Annotated in this window: 10 protein-coding genes; 4 read left to right on the top strand and 6 right to left on the bottom strand. The window is 69.3% G+C overall.

Annotation, left to right across the window (positions count from 1 at the left end):
• Positions 1–7: 7 nt before the first annotated feature.
• Positions 8–871 (top strand): 3-hydroxybutyryl-CoA dehydrogenase, encoded by an 864-nt coding sequence (locus ABD240_RS16945; protein WP_291796070.1) that lies wholly within the window; start codon positions 8–10, stop codon positions 869–871.
• A gap of 75 nt (positions 872–946) precedes the next feature.
• Here ABD240_RS16945 and ABD240_RS16940 read toward each other — a convergent pair whose 3' ends face one another.
• The 3 genes from ABD240_RS16940 to ABD240_RS16930 all read right to left on the bottom strand — a co-directional run bounded on the left by ABD240_RS16940 (position 947) and on the right by ABD240_RS16930 (position 4,227).
• On the bottom strand, positions 947–1,399 hold the full coding sequence (locus ABD240_RS16940; RefSeq protein ID WP_344338788.1) for a hypothetical protein: 453 nt from the start codon (positions 1,397–1,399) through the stop codon (positions 947–949).
• Positions 1,400–1,437: 38 nt separating this feature from the next.
• Positions 1,438–2,820, bottom strand: coding sequence for a dicarboxylate/amino acid:cation symporter (locus tag ABD240_RS16935; RefSeq protein ID WP_291796062.1), 1,383 nt, complete (start codon positions 2,818–2,820; stop codon positions 1,438–1,440).
• Between the two features lie 75 nt (positions 2,821–2,895).
• The gene (locus tag ABD240_RS16930) at positions 2,896–4,227 is read right to left on the bottom strand and encodes an aspartate aminotransferase type Ic (protein ID WP_344338786.1); all 1,332 of its coding nucleotides are present in this window, start codon (positions 4,225–4,227) and stop codon (positions 2,896–2,898) included.
• A gap of 63 nt (positions 4,228–4,290) precedes the next feature.
• Here ABD240_RS16930 and ABD240_RS16925 point away from each other — a divergent pair, with 63 nt between their 5' ends.
• On the top strand, positions 4,291–5,376 hold the full coding sequence (locus tag ABD240_RS16925; protein ID WP_344338785.1) for an Ldh family oxidoreductase: 1,086 nt from the start codon (positions 4,291–4,293) through the stop codon (positions 5,374–5,376).
• A complete protein-coding gene (locus ABD240_RS16920; protein WP_344338784.1) occupies positions 5,373–6,263 on the top strand; it encodes a class I SAM-dependent methyltransferase in 891 nt (296 codons plus the stop codon). Before ABD240_RS16925 ends, ABD240_RS16920 begins: the two co-directional genes overlap by 4 nt.
• Here the strand turns inward: ABD240_RS16920 and ABD240_RS16915 are convergent.
• Entirely contained in the window at positions 6,214–6,681 is a 468-nt protein-coding gene (locus tag ABD240_RS16915) for an Hsp20/alpha crystallin family protein (RefSeq protein ID WP_344338783.1), read from the bottom strand. The genes ABD240_RS16920 and ABD240_RS16915 overlap by 50 nt on opposite strands.
• A 473-nt stretch (positions 6,682–7,154) precedes the next feature.
• Between ABD240_RS16915 and ABD240_RS16910 the strand changes: the two genes are divergently transcribed.
• A complete protein-coding gene (locus ABD240_RS16910) occupies positions 7,155–12,311 on the top strand; it encodes a DUF7507 domain-containing protein (protein ID WP_344338781.1) in 5,157 nt (1,718 codons plus the stop codon).
• A 52-nt stretch (positions 12,312–12,363) separates the two neighbouring features.
• Here ABD240_RS16910 and ABD240_RS16905 read toward each other — a convergent pair whose 3' ends face one another.
• The gene (locus tag ABD240_RS16905; protein WP_344338779.1) at positions 12,364–13,554 is read right to left on the bottom strand and encodes a YbfB/YjiJ family MFS transporter; all 1,191 of its coding nucleotides are present in this window, start codon (positions 13,552–13,554) and stop codon (positions 12,364–12,366) included.
• On the bottom strand, positions 13,551–14,600 hold the full coding sequence (locus tag ABD240_RS16900) for an NAD(P)H-dependent flavin oxidoreductase (protein ID WP_344338776.1): 1,050 nt from the start codon (positions 14,598–14,600) through the stop codon (positions 13,551–13,553). The genes ABD240_RS16905 and ABD240_RS16900 overlap by 4 nt, the downstream gene beginning before the upstream one ends.
• Between the last annotated feature and the right edge of the window lie 107 nt (positions 14,601–14,707).

The raw sequence follows: 14,707 nt of genomic DNA, 5'->3' as shown, positions 1-14,707 counted from the left end.
TACGCACATGATGATCGAACGCGCCGGAGTCGTGGGCTCCGGACTCATGGGATCCGGCATCGCCGAGGTCCTCGCCCGTGCCGGCCTCAGCGTGGTCGTGCGCGACATCAGCACGGAGGCCGTGGAGGCGGGCCGGACCCGCATCACGAAGAGCCTGGACCGCGGTGCCGAACGCGGCAAGATCACCGCCGAGGACCGTGACGCGGCGCTGTCGCGTCTCACCTTCACGACGGAGCTCGCTGACCTCGCGGACTGCCAGCTCGTCATCGAGGCGGCGAGCGAGAACGAGGAGATCAAGAAGGTGATCTTCGCGGAGCTCGACGCCATCGTGAAGGACGAGGAGGCGATCCTCGCCTCGAACACCTCGTCGATGCCGATCGTGCGCTTCGCACAGTCCACGAACCGGCCGGAGCGGGTGCTGGGCATCCACTTCTTCAATCCGGCGCCGGTGCAGCCGCTCGTGGAGCTCGTGGTCTCCGCACTCACCGATCCCGCCGTGGTGGACACGATCGAGGCGTTCGCGAAGGAGGTGCTGGGCAAGGTGACGATCCGGGCGCAGGACCGCCCGGGCTTCGTGGTCAACGCCCTGCTCATCCCCTTCCTGTTCTCCGCCATCCGCATGGTGGAGTCCGGGCAGGCGAGCAAGGAGGACGTGGACCTCGGCATGGTCAACGGCTGCGCGCATCCGATGGGGCCGATCGCGCTGGCGGACCGCGTGGGCCTGGACACCTGCCTCTTCGTGGGGCAGAGCATCTACGAGGAGACGGGCGATCCCGCCTCGAAGCCGCCGGTGCTCCTCTCCCGCATGGTGGATGCAGGCCTGCTGGGCGTGAAGTCCGGCCGGGGCTTCTACGACTACGCGAAGAAGTGAGCTGAACCGAGCGGAGCCGCCGGTGACGGCGGCTCACGAGCGGCCCGGGACATCGTGGATGCCCCGGGCCGCTGCTCATTTCCGCGGCCGGTACTCCGCGCCGGTGAGCGGAGCGACGGCGGACCAGCCCGTACCGTCCCCTGGTTCGTCCTTGAGTGCGGTCAGTCGTTCCTGAGCCCGGACCGCGTCCTCGGCCCGGGCGAGGAATGCGGCCTCCGCCTCGACGTTCAGTGCAGGTCGGGCCGACGAGACGCGGCGCACGTCGTCCGTGTCCTCCGCGGCGTCGTACTTGACCGCGAACCGCGATCCGAGCTCCGCCGCGACCCGGCGGGCCAGGCTCTGCGTCTGCTGCACGTCGCGCCGGGTGGGTGAGGCATAGCAGGCCTCCTCCCACTCCCGCAGATCCGCCACGAGCTGTTCCGAGAGGCCGGACTCGCCGTAGTCGACCGGCCCGTCCAGCCAGAGCACGGAGTCGGCGTAGTCGGGGAACATCCGGACGAGGTGGGTCCGCGCGTGATCGTCGTCCATGAAACCACGGTACCTCGGCGCGGCCGGGCGCCCTCCGCTCAGCGCCCGGGCGTCTCCTCAGCGAAGGCGCGCTGCGCCGCCGCCGCATAGGCCTCGCGGTCGAGGATCTTCTCGCGCGCTGCTACGATCACCGCGACGAGCGACTGCCCGGTGACATTGAGCGCCGTCCGGCCCATGTCGAGGATCGGGTCGATCGCCAGCAGCAGGCCCACACCCTCGAGGGGGAGGCCCAGCGTGGAGAGGGTGAGGGTGAGCATGACGGTCGCCCCCGTCATGCCGGCGGTGGCCGCAGAACCGAGCACGCACACCAGCACGATGAGCAGATAGTCCGTGAACGTGAGCTGCACGCCGTAGAAGTTCGCCACGAAGATCGCCGCGAGCGAAGGGTAGATCGCCGCGCAGCCGTCCATCTTGGTGGTCGCGCCCAGCGGCACTGCGAACGAGGCGTAGTGCGCCGGCACACCCATGCGCTCGGTCACCGTCTGCGTCATCGGCATGGTGCCCAGGGAGCTGCGGGAGACGAACCCCAGCGACGTCGCCGGCCACACGCCGCGGAGGAAGGAGCGGACTGAGAGCCCGGAGACGCGCAGGAGCACGGGGTAGACGACCAGCGCCACGACGAGCATGCCGATGTAGACGTCCGCCGTGAAGACGCCCAGCTGGCCGATGGCCGTCCAGCCGTAGCTCGCCACGGCATTGCCCAGGAGGCCCACCGTGCCGATGGGCGCGAGCCGGATGACCCACCACAGGAGCTTCTGGACGATCGCCAGTGCGGACGAGGTGAAGCGCAGGAACGGGTCCGCCTTCTCCCCGACGCTGAGCACGGCGATGCCCACGGCGATGGAGATGACGAGGATCTGCAGGGCGTTGAAGCTCAGGGCAAGGGTGCCGTCGTCGCCGGCCGAGCCCTCGAGCCCGATGAAGTTCGCGGGCACGAGCCCCACGAGGAAGTCCAGCCAGCCGCCCTGCGTCTGCGAGGCCTCTGCGGCCGAGGCGTCCACCCCGGTGCGCGAGCCGGGGCTGGTGAGGAGGCCCAGGGCGATCCCGATGACGACGGCGATGAGCGAGGTGAGCGCGAACCACAGCAGCGTCTTCCACGCGAGCCGGGCCGCGTTCGTCACCTGCCGCAGGTTCGCGATGGAGCTCACGATCGCGAGGAAGATGAGCGGGGGGACGAGCGCCTTGAGCAGCGTCACGAAGATCGAGCCGATCGTCTCCAGCGTGAGCGTGAGGCCGTTGGGCCCGGGCCCGCCGTCCTCGCCTGCACCGGGGACCTCGCCGAGCGAGGCGGCCACGAGGCCCAGCACCACGCCGAGCACGAGGCCCGCGAGGACCTGCCAGCCGAACGGGATCCGGGCGACGAGGGCGAAGGGGTTGCGGCTGCTGCGCTGTGCCGCTGCGGCGGAGGTCGACGAAGTCACCGGGCGAGCCTAGGCCGCAGGTGGTCCAGATTTCAACCAGATGACGCGGAAGTCACAGGGCGGCCGCGCAGGGCCTCAGACGCCCGAGGCCCGCGCTTCGAGAGTCGCCAGCCGCACGCAGGCGGCCACCACCTCTGCGGCTGTCTCGACCTCCTCCAGCGGCGGCATCGACGGGGCGACGCGGATGATCGCGTCATCCGGGTCCAGGCCGTACGGATGCGTGGCCCCCGCGGGAGTGAGCTTGACCCCGGCCTCCCCGGCGAGCTTGACGACGCGGGACGCGGTGCCGGGGGAGACGGCGAGGGTGATGAAGTAGCCGCCGCCGGGATTGGTCCAGGCGGCCAGGTCCTCGGGTCCCAGCACGCGGGAGAAGACCGCGTCCACCGCCGCGAACTTGGGGGCGAGCAGGGCGGCATGACGTCGCATGTGCGCGAGCACGCCCTCGCTGGAGCCGAAGAACCGTGCGTGGCGCAGCTGATTGACCTTGTCCGGTCCGATCGAACCGGCACCGGTGTGGGTGAGGAACCAGTCCGTCATGGCCGGCGAGGCGGCGAAGAAGGCCACGCCGGCACCGGCGTGGGTGATCTTGGAGGTGGAGGCGAAGGTGAGCACCCTGTCGGGGCGACCGGCCTCAGCGGCGAGGGCGAGGACGTCCACCGGCTCCGGGTGCGGCTCGCGCAGGTGGTGGAGGGCGTAGGCGTTGTCCCACATCACGGTGAAGTCCGGTGCGGCCGTCTCCAGTGCCAGCAGCGTACGCGCGCGTGCGGGTGAGATCGACACCCCCGTGGGGTTGGAGTGCACCGGCACGAGCCAGATGCCCTTGATGCTCGGATCCTCCGCGGTGAGTGCCGCCACCTGCTCCGGGTCCGGACCCTCGGCGTCCGCGGACACGGGCACCAGCTCGAACCCGAGAGCCTCCGCGAGGCCGAAGTGCCGGTCGTAGCCGGGGACCGGGCACAGGAACCGGGGAGGCGCGCCGGTGCGGACGGCCTCGGCGGCCCAGGGTGCGGGCGAGTCCGGCCGCCCGTGGAGCAGGGCGAACGTGAGCGCGTCCTTCATGAGCGTGAGCGAGGAGTTGCCCTGCGCGAGGAGCTGGTCCACGGGCGCCTGCAGCAGCGGGGCGAAGATCTCCCGCAGCTCGCGCAGGCCCGCGGCTCCGCCGTAGTTGCGGGTGTCCGTGCCGTCCGCCGCACGGAAGCTCTCACCGTCGACGCAGCTGAGCAGGCCGTCGGAGAGATCGAGCTGCGCGGCCGAGGGCTTGCCGCGGGTGATGTCGAGGGAGAGCCCGGCCGCGGCCAGGCGTTCGTACTCGGCGCTCGCGGCGGCCAGCTGTGAGGCGGGGTCTGCGGCGGCGTCGGAGGAGGGGGAGTGCGCGGCGGGGGAGGCGGATGCATCGCTTACGGACATGCGGCCATCTTAGTGAATGAACGCCTCGCCGGCGTGATCGGGGTCTCGATACCCTTGGGTCCCATGAAGCGCTACGCACCCCACACCGTCCGTGCCCAGATCGACTCCGTGCTGCAGGGTCTGGGGGCGGATCCCCGCACCCGTGAGATCTGCACGGAGGTCATGTACGACACGGATCTCATGGGGGTCGACTCCCACGGGATCTCCATGCTCCCCTACTATGCCGCGGAGGTCGCCAACGGGAACCTCGTCCCCGATGCCCAGCCGGTCGTCGCCCACGCCGCGGGCGCCGTCGCCCGGATCGACGGCATGCGCACCTTCGGCCACACCGGAGCGCACCTGGCGATGACGAAGGCGATCGAGGCGGCGCAGTCGTTCGGTGTGGGGATCGGCGTGGTCAATCGCTCCAACCACTACGGTGCGGCGGGCTATTACGCCCGCATGGCCGCGGACGCCGGCCTCATGGGCATCTCCCTGTGCTCCACCGCCAACGCCCTGCAGATCCCGCACGGCGCGCGGTTCCCGCTCATGGGCACCAATCCCATCGCCTTCGCCGCACCCGTGCCGGGTGAGAATCCCGTCCTCGTGGACATGGCCACCAGCGTCGTCCCTCTCAACAAGGTGAAGGTCTACGGCCTCAAGGGCGAGCCGTTGCCGTCCGAGTGGGTGGCGGACCCGGACGGCAACCCCGTCTACGACGCCGCGGAGGTCTACGAGCGGCTGGAGTTCGGCAAGGACGGGGGAGTGGGGCTGCTCCCGCTGGGCGGCGAGACGTTCTTCGGGGGCGGGCACAAGGGCTCTGCGCTGGCCACCATGGTCCAGATCCTCTCCGCCGCGCTCTCCGGCGCGGGCCAGCCCGGCAACGTGGACGGCTACCAGGACATCGGCTACTTCTTCCTTGCGATCGACCCGGCGTTCTTCGGGGCGCCCGCCGAGGCGGGCGAGTACGTGCGCGAGCTGCGGAACACCATCCGCGCCATGGAGCCCACGGACCCGCAGCGGCCGGTGCAGGCCACCGGCGACCGCGACTTCCTCACCCGCGAGGAGCGCTCGCGCGAGGGCATCCCGCTGGCGGACGCGCTCGTCGACGGCCTCCGCGAGCTCTGCGGGCGCGTGGGCGCGGAGTTCACCCTGGCCCCGCAGCAGTGACCGGGACCTCCACGGGAGGAGGGGACTGGGCGGGGACCGGGCAGCGAGCGCGCAGTCCGCGCCTCGACGCGCAGGCGCGGAGCAGAGGCACGGTCTTCGGCGGTGCGGCCGAGCTCTACCACCGGGTCCGGCCCCGCTATCCGGAGGCGGTCTACGAGTGGATCGGGGAGATCCTCGCCGAGGCCGGGCTCACCGGGCCCGGCCGCGCCGTCGACGTGGGCGCCGGGACCGGGCTGTTCGGCGCCGGTCTGCGCGCCCGGGGCTGGGAGGTGCTCGGGGTGGATCCGGATCCGGACCTCCTCACGCTGCACCCGGATCCGGCGGTGCTCGGCACGGCGGAGGATCTGCCCGTGGCGAGCGGGAGCGCCTCCCTCGTCACCGTCGCCCAGGCCTGGCACTGGATGGACCCCGAGGCGGCCTCGGCGGAGTTCAGGCGTGTGCTGAGCGCGCCCGGGGCGGCGGTCGTCGTGCTCAACCAGCTCGACGTGCGCACCGACTGGGTGCTCCGGCTCAGCAGGATCATGCACGCCGGTGACGTGTACCGGCCGGAATGGAGGCCAGAGCTCACGGGCATGGGTCCCGTCCGGACGGGGGAGTTCCGCTTCACCACGCCGGTGACGGTGGACGAGGTGGTGGCACTCGCGGCCACGCGCACCTACTGGCTGCGCAGCGACGAGCGGATCCGTGCGCGGGTCGAGGCCAACCTCCGGGAGTTCCTGGCCGGCGAGGGGCTGGAGCTCGCGGCGGCCTCGGGTGCGGTGGACGTGCGCGGGCAGACGGAAGGGGAGCCCGTGGTCTACGAGCTCCCCTATGTCTGCCTGGCCTACGCCGCGGCGATCACTCCGCCGGCTTCGTCTCCGCAGGCTTCTCCTCCGCGCGGGAGGTGAGGACCTCGGAGCCTCCGTGGGAGTGCGCCACTGCGATCTTGCGCGGCTTCGCCTCGTCGGCGACGGGGATCGTGAGGGTGAGGACGCCGTCCGAGTAGTCCGCCGTGATCTTGTCGACGGCCACCCGGTTGCCGAGGGTGAGCTGGCGGGCGAAGGTGCCCGTCGCGCGTTCCCTCGTGAGCCACTTGACGTCCGCGCCCGGAGCCGAGGCGGTGCGCTCGGCGCGCACCGTGAGCGTGCGGTCCTCGACGTCCACGTCGATGCTCGCCGGATCCACGCCGGCCATGTCGATGCGTGCGACGAACGTCTCGCCCTCGCGGTAGAGGTCCATCGGCAGGGCCAGGGAGTTGGGGGTGCGGGTCACGTCCGTGAAGAAGCGGTCGAGATCGCGCAGGGGGTTGAACGAAGCAGTTGCCATGGTGGAGGTCCTCCCTTTCCGTTCTCAGGTCCGCGATGAGGTCCTTGAGCGGCCTCACCGCGCTTACATTGAGCCTAACGCACTCAACCGGGTGCGCATTCCCTTGGAAGCTGGGACGTGGCTGAGCTTTCACTGCGCGGAAACCGGATCTAAGGCGCGCACATACGGACGTGCGTCCCGGATGGGCTGATGCATGAGAGGTCCCGTTCCTTCTCCAGCGTAGAAGCGCTTGTTCTGCTGGAATCCCATATGCTCGATCGCTTGTGCAAACGTGGGGGGGGGGGGGGGAGTGCGTAGGGGTGCGTGCGGGTGGAGGTGCCGAGGGAGGCGGGCTCTGCGAGCGTTCTTCACGGGGGGAGTCGCACCCGCAAGGGCCGGGAGTAGGCAGGTGTCGTTCTGCGGTCTCTGCGCTCCAACTGGAATCCTGACAATTGACCGAGTGTGTGATCTTGCTCTAATTTTGGGGGTGACCGATGGTCGCGACCGTGTCGGCGGATGCTTCTGCTCTCCCCCGGCCAGTAGCGGCACGCATAGTTGGGAGGGCGCTACTGATGAGTATGTTGATTCGCCTGGCGCGGGGACCGTGGAGGAGGCGAATAGGCAGACCGATCGCTGCCTTCGTCGCGCTCCTGCTGGTTGCCGCGATGCTGGTTGTCGTCGACAGAGGGGCGCAAGACGCGCAAGCGGTGCCAGTAGGTTCCGAATACCCGCAGTCCTGGCAGATCAGCGGCAACACTGCGCGCGGCACCACTGCCAGCGGCGTCGGCGTGACGATGACGTTGTCCGGCGCGGGCACATCGTACTGGGGCAACTCGGGCGGCGACCCGATCTTCACTGGCCCCCGCCCTTCATACATCCCGAATACGAGAACTGCGGCGCTGCGCTTCGGTTCGCAGAATTGCACGAACACTGCAGTCGATGGCTGTGGCGTGACCACCTACCGCTTTGACAGGCCGGTGAAGAACCCGATTCTGTATGTGACCGATTTCGGTGCAGCAGTCGGCGATGGCAACTCCCGTGCAACGAGCTTCAAGAACCACCCCATGACGGTCCAGAACGGGACGTTCGCCCTGGACTCTGCGAACTCGCAGTCTCCGCGGATGGAGATCAAGGGCAGCGGTTCCACCATCGGGCTCATCAACCCCAATAGCTATCGCGGCACGAGCATCGCGAATGCGACGAGCTGCGGCACGTTCGGCTGCGGCGCCTACCTCGTTGCGACCGACTCACCGACGATCACTGAGCTGACCTTCACCTTCGGCTACGAGGGCACAGGTACGAACCTCGACTACTGGGGCCAGATCCTCGGGGTGACGCCGGCGGAACCGGGCCTGGAGCTTGAGAAGAGCGCCTCGCCTACGGAGATCAGCGCGGCCGGTGAGGAGATCGCCTACTCCTTCGAGGTGACGAACACGGGGGAGACCGAGCTGACTGACCCGCAGATCAACGAGACACAGTTCTCCGGTACCGGCGACGCGCCGGAGATCACATGTCCGGCAGGGACGCTCGGAATCGGGGAGTCGGTGACCTGCACCGGTACCTACACCGCGACGCAGGCAGATGTCGACGCCGGTTCGATCACGAACACGGCGACGGCGACGGCGACCGCACCGGGCTCTGCGCCGGACCCGACCTCGAACGAGTCCAGCGCCGAGGTCACCGCTGCCGCGGATCCCTCGCTTGCGATGGAGAAAACGGTCGACGGCGAGTTCGCTGCAGGAGAGGAAGTGACATACTCCTTCGCGGTGACGAACACCGGCAACGTCACGCTGTCCCCGGTCGAGATCGAGGAGACCGAGTTCACCGGCAACGGGGATGTCCCGCAGGTGACCTGCCCTGCGGATGCCGACGCGCTCGCACCGGGCGATTCGGTGACGTGTACTGCGACGTATACGCTTACACAGGCTGATATCGACCAGGGCTCAGTCGAGAACACCGCACACGCGAACGGCGCGCCTCCGGGTGAGGGCGACCCCGTCCGCTCGGAGGACGACAGCGCGCAGATCCCCTTCGAACCGGTTCCGGCGCTCACGATCGAGAAGACCGCGAACCGGGACACCCTGGAGCTCGGCCGCCGCATCACCTACTCCTTCGCAGTGACGAACACCGGCAATGTCACGCTCAGCGATATTGTCATCAACGAGACTGAGTGGACCGGTGCCGGGGAGCTCTCGGAGGTCTCCTGCCCGGCCGGGGCAGGAGCGCTGGCACCCGGAGATGCGGTGACCTGTACCGCGACCTATACGGTGCAGCAGGCCGATATCGACCGCGGCTCCATTGCGAACACTGCGACCGCGCAGGGCGTGCCGCCGGGTGGGGACGATCCTGTCGTCTCGGACCCCGACGAAGCCGAGGTGACGGTTGACCCGGCCCCGGGCATCGCGATCACCAAATCCGCGGACACGACTGACCTCGAACTCGGCGATGAGATCGTCTACTCCTTCGTCGTCGAGAATACGGGAAATGTGACACTTCATGACATCGTCGTGAATGAGGGCGAGTTCACCGGTACGGGTGAGATGTCGGAGATCAGCTGCCCGGCGCTGCCGAACGGGCTGGCGCCTCTGACCTCAGTCACGTGCACGGCGACGTATACGGTGACACAGGAGGACGTCGACAGCGGCACTCTCGAGAACACGGCCAGCGTCACCGGCACTCCGCCCAGCGGTGAGCCGCCGACAGACGAATCGACGGTGCGAACCCCCAACGACCCTGATCCCGGTCTGTCCATCGAGAAGTCGACGGCGTCAGAGGATCTCGTCGAGGGCGAGGAGATCACCTACTGGTTCCGGGTGCAGAACACGGGCGATGTCACGCTCCGCGACATCTCCATCGACGACAGTGATTTCAGCGGTGCGGGCGAGCTCTCCGAACCGGTCTGCGAGGACGGCACCCCAGCTCTGGAGCCGGGAGCCGTGGTGTGGTGCTCAGCCACGTATACGGTCACCCAGGACGATGTGGACCGCGGTTCCATCCGTAACGTCGCGACGGCGACCGGCACCCCGCCGCAGCCGGACGATCCGGTGACGAGCGAGTCCAACGAGGTCCAGGTGCCTGCAGAACAGACCCCGGCCGTGGGCCTGGTCAAGACCGCGGCGCCGGACTCCTACGACGTGGGTGACGAGATCACCTACTCCTTCGCGATCACGAACACCGGCAACGTGTCGCTGTCGGACCTCGCGGTTACGGAGGGCGACTTCAGTGGCACGGGTGAGCTCTCGGAGATCGTGTGCCCTGCGGAGCCTACGACGATTGCCCCGGGCGAATCGGTGAACTGCACCGCGACCTATACGGCGACCGCCGAGGATGTGGATCGCGGTTCGCTCGAGAACACTGCGACCGCACAGGGCACGCCGCCCGAGGGGGAAGCGGTGACCTCCGACCCCTCGCAGGTGCGGGTGCCTGCGGAACAGAATCCGGGTCTCGAAGTGGTCAAGACCGCGGATTCGGACACTCTCGTCGCGGGCGAGACCATTACCTACTCGCTGATGGCGACGAACACCGGCAACGTCACGCTTACGGACGTGCGGGTCGAGGAGGGTGAGTTCTCCGGTGCCGGCGAGATGCCGGTCGTGACCTGTGCTGAAGACAGTGTCACGCTCGCGCCGGGTGAGTCGGTGACCTGTACCGCGAGTTACGAGGTGGTGCAGGCCGATGTGGACAGTGGCAGCCTGCGCAACACGGCGATTGGCACCGGCTCGCCCCCGGACGGTGGGACGGTGGAATCGCCTCCGGGCGAGAGCACCATCCCGGCGGATCCGCAGCCTGGCCTGGAGCTGGTGAAGAGCGTCGATACCGATGAGCTGATCGTGGGCGAGGACATCACCTACTCGTTCGAGGTCACGAACACCGGAAATGTGACGCTGCACGGCATCACCATCGACGAGACGGACTTCTCGGGCTCGGGCCCGGCCGTTGACATCTCCTGTCCGCCTGAGGCAGCAACGCTGGCCCCCGGTGACTCAGTGACCTGTTCTGCGGTGTACCGGGTGACGCAGGCTGACGTCGACAGCGGTTCACTGGAGAACACTGCGACTGCCCAGGGCACTCCGCCCGGGGGCGATTCGGTGGATTCGCCGCCCTCGGAGGTGATCATCACAGAGGATCCGCAGCCGGGCCTCGAGCTGGTGAAGTCCGCTGACGCGACGGAGCTGGTCGCAGGTGAGACCATCACGTACTCGTTCGTGCTGACGAACACGGGCAACGTGACTCTCACGGGCGTGCAGGTCGATGAGGAGTCGTTCAACGGCAGCGGTCAGCTTTCTGAGCTCGAATGCCCCGAGGGGGACTGGCTGCAGCCGGGCGAGCAGTCGATCTGCACTGCGACCTATGAGGTGACGCAGGCCGATGTGGATCGTGGCACGCTGGAGAACACGGCGACCGCGACGGGCACTCCACCCACGGGCGATCCGATCACGTCCGACCCGGGCATTGTCACCATCCCGCAGGACGCTGAGCCGGGTATCGAGATGATGAAGACCGCGACGCCTGCACAGGGTGGACAGGCCGGTGAGGAGATCACGTATTCCTTCGCTGTGACGAACACGGGTAATGTCACGCTGAGCGGTATCACTGTCAATGAGGGTGAGTTCACCGGTAGCGGAGAGCTGTCGGAGGTGGTGTGCCCGGACGAAGCTGCCTCGATCGTGCCAGGGCAGACGGTGACGTGCACGGCAACGTATGTGCTCACGCAGGCCGATGTGGACGCCGGCGGTGTGACGAACACTGCGACCGGCACGGGCACACCCCCTGAGGGAGGCTCTATCGAGTCTCCGCCCTCGGAGAACGAGTTGCCGATCGTTCCGCAGCCTGGGCTTGACATCGTGAAGTCCTCGGATGCTGACGCGCTCGTGGCCGGTGAGACGATCACGTACTCGTTCGTGGTGACCAACACAGGAAACACGACACTGACTGATGTTGCCGTTGCGGAGGGGGAGTTCACCGGCTCCGGTGAACTCTCTGCCGTGGAGTGCGGCGAGGCAGCTCTGTCGCTGGCTCCGGGTGAGCAGATCACCTGCACGGCCACCTATGAAGTGACGCAGGCTGATGTGGATCAGGGGGCGCTCGAGAACACGGCGACCGCGACCGGTAACCCGCCCGAGGGCGACACGATTGAGTCTCCGCCTTCGACCGATCGGATCCCGCGGGACGCGGAGCCAGGCCTCGAGCTGGTCAAGACCGCGGATCCGGAACAGGTGTCCGAGGCCGGTGAGGAGGTTGCGTACTCCTTCACGATCACGAACACGGGCAATGTCAGCGTGCACGATGTGGGAGTGGAGGAAGCCGAGTTCTCCGGTGCTGGTGTGCTCTCGGCAGTCACCTGCCCGGAGGAGGCCGGGATGCTGCTCCCGGGGCAGTCGGTCACGTGCACGGCTGCGTATACGGTAGTGGCCGCGGATCTGACCGGGGACACGCTCACCAATGTTGCAACTGCAACTGGCAACTCGCCGGGTGGGGACCCGATCAGCTCGCCACCCTCGCAGGCGGACGTGAAGACGGTCGAGCCTGAGCGGGAGCACCCGCGTCTGCCCAGGACGGGTGCGGAACTGGCGGGCCTGCTTGGACTCACGCTGGTGCTGCTGGCAGCTGGTAGCGGACTGATCTATATGAGCAGGCGCCGCAGCAACTGAGAATGAGAGCCTGCGGAAGCAGCAGTGCCGGGGCGAGGCGGTGGACATGACTTCATGGCGTCACCGCCCGTCCCAGTCCGAGAGCGGACAGCCCAGTTGCGAGCAGCAGCACAGAGCCGGCGACGGCGAAGGCTGCCGCATAGCCCGCACCGAGGACGGGGATGACGACCAGCGGGCCCAGCACCTGGCCGAGGCCGTAGGCCGCCGTGAGCTTCGCGGCCGACTGCGGCACCCCGAGCGCGGTGCCGATCCCGAGGGCGAGCATCGTGATCGGCACGAAGGTGCCGCCGAAGAGGAGCGCGGCGAGGACCGCCCAGCCCGGTGAGCCGGTGAGGGCCGGGATGAGGGCACCCGCGGTCTGGAGTGCGAGAGCGAGCGCGAGGGCCGCGCGCAGGCCGGTGCGTGCGGCGCAGAGCGACCAGAGGAACGGCGCGACCATGCCTGCCAGCCCCACGGCGAGCCAGACGATGCCGCCGGCCGCGAACCCGGCGACGCCGGCACCCTCTTCCGCGGGCCCCACCGCTGCGACGGCGTCGACGAGGAAGGTCCCGATGACGATGTAGCCGAGTCCCTCCGCGAAGTAGAGGCACATGAGGAGGACCCACGCGCGGCGCCGTGATGCGGGCGGGAGCGGCATCGCCGTCGCGGCCGGGGACTGCTGTGGCGGCTGCCTCTCCCGCACCGGCTGCTGTGCGGGGGAGAGGAGGAGAGGGAGCAGCAGCGCCGCGCTGAGGACGGCTGAGCCGATCCACAACCCCCGCCAGTCCGCTCCCGCGCCTGCGAGCAGCGTGCCGGCTCCCGTGAGCGCGATGCCCGCTCCCACGCCGCCGAACGCGAGTCCGCGGGACCGGGCGGCCTCGGCGGCGCTCGCGGTCGCAGCGGTGAGGGACGCGTGGAGTCTGCCCGTGCACGCGATGAAGAGGACCGCGCTCGAGAAGCCGGCGACGAGCCGCAGCGCGGACCAGGCGAGCGTGCTCGAGGCCCCGAGCATGAGCACCTCCGAGGCGACGAGCGCCAGGGCGTTGGCGGTCACGAAGAGCCGCGAGCGTGCCGCGTCCCGGCCGGAGAGCGCGAGGGCGCCCAGCAGGTAGCCCACGTAGTTGGCCGTGGCGACGAGCGCCCCGGTCTGCTCGGTCATGGAGGTCTGGGCGATCATCACCGGCAGGAGCGGGGTGAAGACGAACCGGCCCACGCCCATCGCCGCGGCCAGCCCGAGGCCGAGGGTGACCGGGTGTGCGGTCATCGGCCGGCGAGCTCCGCGAGGATGTCCGCGGCGGGGGCCTCCCGGCAGGCGGCGAAGCCGGTCCCGGCCCAGAGGTTGAGGTTCTCGGGATCGCCCGCGGCGTTCGCCTCGCCGCGGAGCCCGGCGGTGAGGAAGTGGAGCTGCGGGTAGAGGCGCGGGGCCGCCTCGCCGTGCCGGCGTGCGAAGTCGTTGGCCACGGTGCGGGCGGGGCGTCCGGAGAACGCCGCGGTGAGCATGGTCTCCCGGTCCCGGAGCTCCAGGAGCGCCGTCCTGTGCGTCTTCTTCGTCCCGGCCTCGGCGGCGGTGAGGAAGCGGGTGCCGACCTGCACCGCGGAGGCTCCGGCCGCGAGCAGCGCGCGGACGTCCGCCGCCGTCGCGACCCCGCCGCCGGCGAGGACGGGCTTGCGCGTGAGTCCGGCGGCCAGGCGGGTGAGCTCCGCGGCCGTGAGCCCCGGGTCCGGGGCGTCGGCATCCGCGATGTCCACGCCGGTGACGCTCGCGCGGTGGCCGCCCGCCTGGAAGCCCTGCACCCCCACGGCATCCGCGCCGCTGGCCGCAGCGGCGCGGATGCCCGCCTCGGAGGTGGCGTAGAGCACCACGGCCTTCCCGGCGGCGTGGAGGTCCCGGATCTCTGCGGAACTCGGATGGCCGAAGGTGAAGGAGACGGCGGCGGCGGGGGAGGAGGCGGCGACCTCGAGCTTCTGCGCATAGGAGTCGTCCGTGCCGAGAGGCGCGTCCGGCAGCAGCGTCTCCGGGTGCCCGGACTCCACCAGCCGCGTGCGATAGGCCTGAAGACGCGCCCGGGTCTCCGGAGTGTCCGGCGCAGGAGACGCGGCGAAGAGATTCACGCCGAACGGCCGGTCCGTGAGCTCCGCCGTGCGGCTGAGATCCGCGGCGAGCCGCTCCGCGCTGAGGTATCCGCCGGCGAGGAAGCCGAGCCCGCCGGCACTGCTCACCGCGGCGCAGAGCTCCGGTGTGGAGGGTCCGCCGGCCATGGGCGCCAGTACGAGTGGAACCTCGAAGTCGATCCCTGCGATCTGCGGCATGCGTCTGCTCCTCGTCCTCACCAGTTGCGGATGGCCTCAGCCTAGTCCGCAGGAGTGCTGCCGCCGGGACGAGGGGACGCCCGCAGATCTTTACTTAACATAATGTA

This window comes from Brevibacterium salitolerans, from assembly GCF_039531405.1.
Classification (GTDB): domain Bacteria; phylum Actinomycetota; class Actinomycetes; order Actinomycetales; family Brevibacteriaceae; genus Brevibacterium; species Brevibacterium salitolerans.
This window is presented reverse-complemented; position numbering and strand designations above follow the sequence as displayed.

Coding starts and splice junctions, on each gene's coding strand:
- ABD240_RS16945 (WP_291796070.1), top strand. CDS start 8: ATGATGATCGAACGCGCCGGAGTCGTGGGCTCCGGACTCATGGGATCC.
- ABD240_RS16930 (WP_344338786.1), bottom strand. CDS start 4,227: ATGTCCGTAAGCGATGCATCCGCCTCCCCCGCCGCGCACTCCCCCTCC.
- ABD240_RS16910 (WP_344338781.1), top strand. CDS start 7,155: ATGGTCGCGACCGTGTCGGCGGATGCTTCTGCTCTCCCCCGGCCAGTA.
- ABD240_RS16905 (WP_344338779.1), bottom strand. CDS start 13,554: ATGACCGCACACCCGGTCACCCTCGGCCTCGGGCTGGCCGCGGCGATG.
- ABD240_RS16915 (WP_344338783.1), bottom strand. CDS start 6,681: ATGGCAACTGCTTCGTTCAACCCCCTGCGCGATCTCGACCGCTTCTTC.
- ABD240_RS16925 (WP_344338785.1), top strand. CDS start 4,291: ATGAAGCGCTACGCACCCCACACCGTCCGTGCCCAGATCGACTCCGTG.
- ABD240_RS16940 (WP_344338788.1), bottom strand. CDS start 1,399: ATGGACGACGATCACGCGCGGACCCACCTCGTCCGGATGTTCCCCGAC.
- ABD240_RS16900 (WP_344338776.1), bottom strand. CDS start 14,600: ATGCCGCAGATCGCAGGGATCGACTTCGAGGTTCCACTCGTACTGGCG.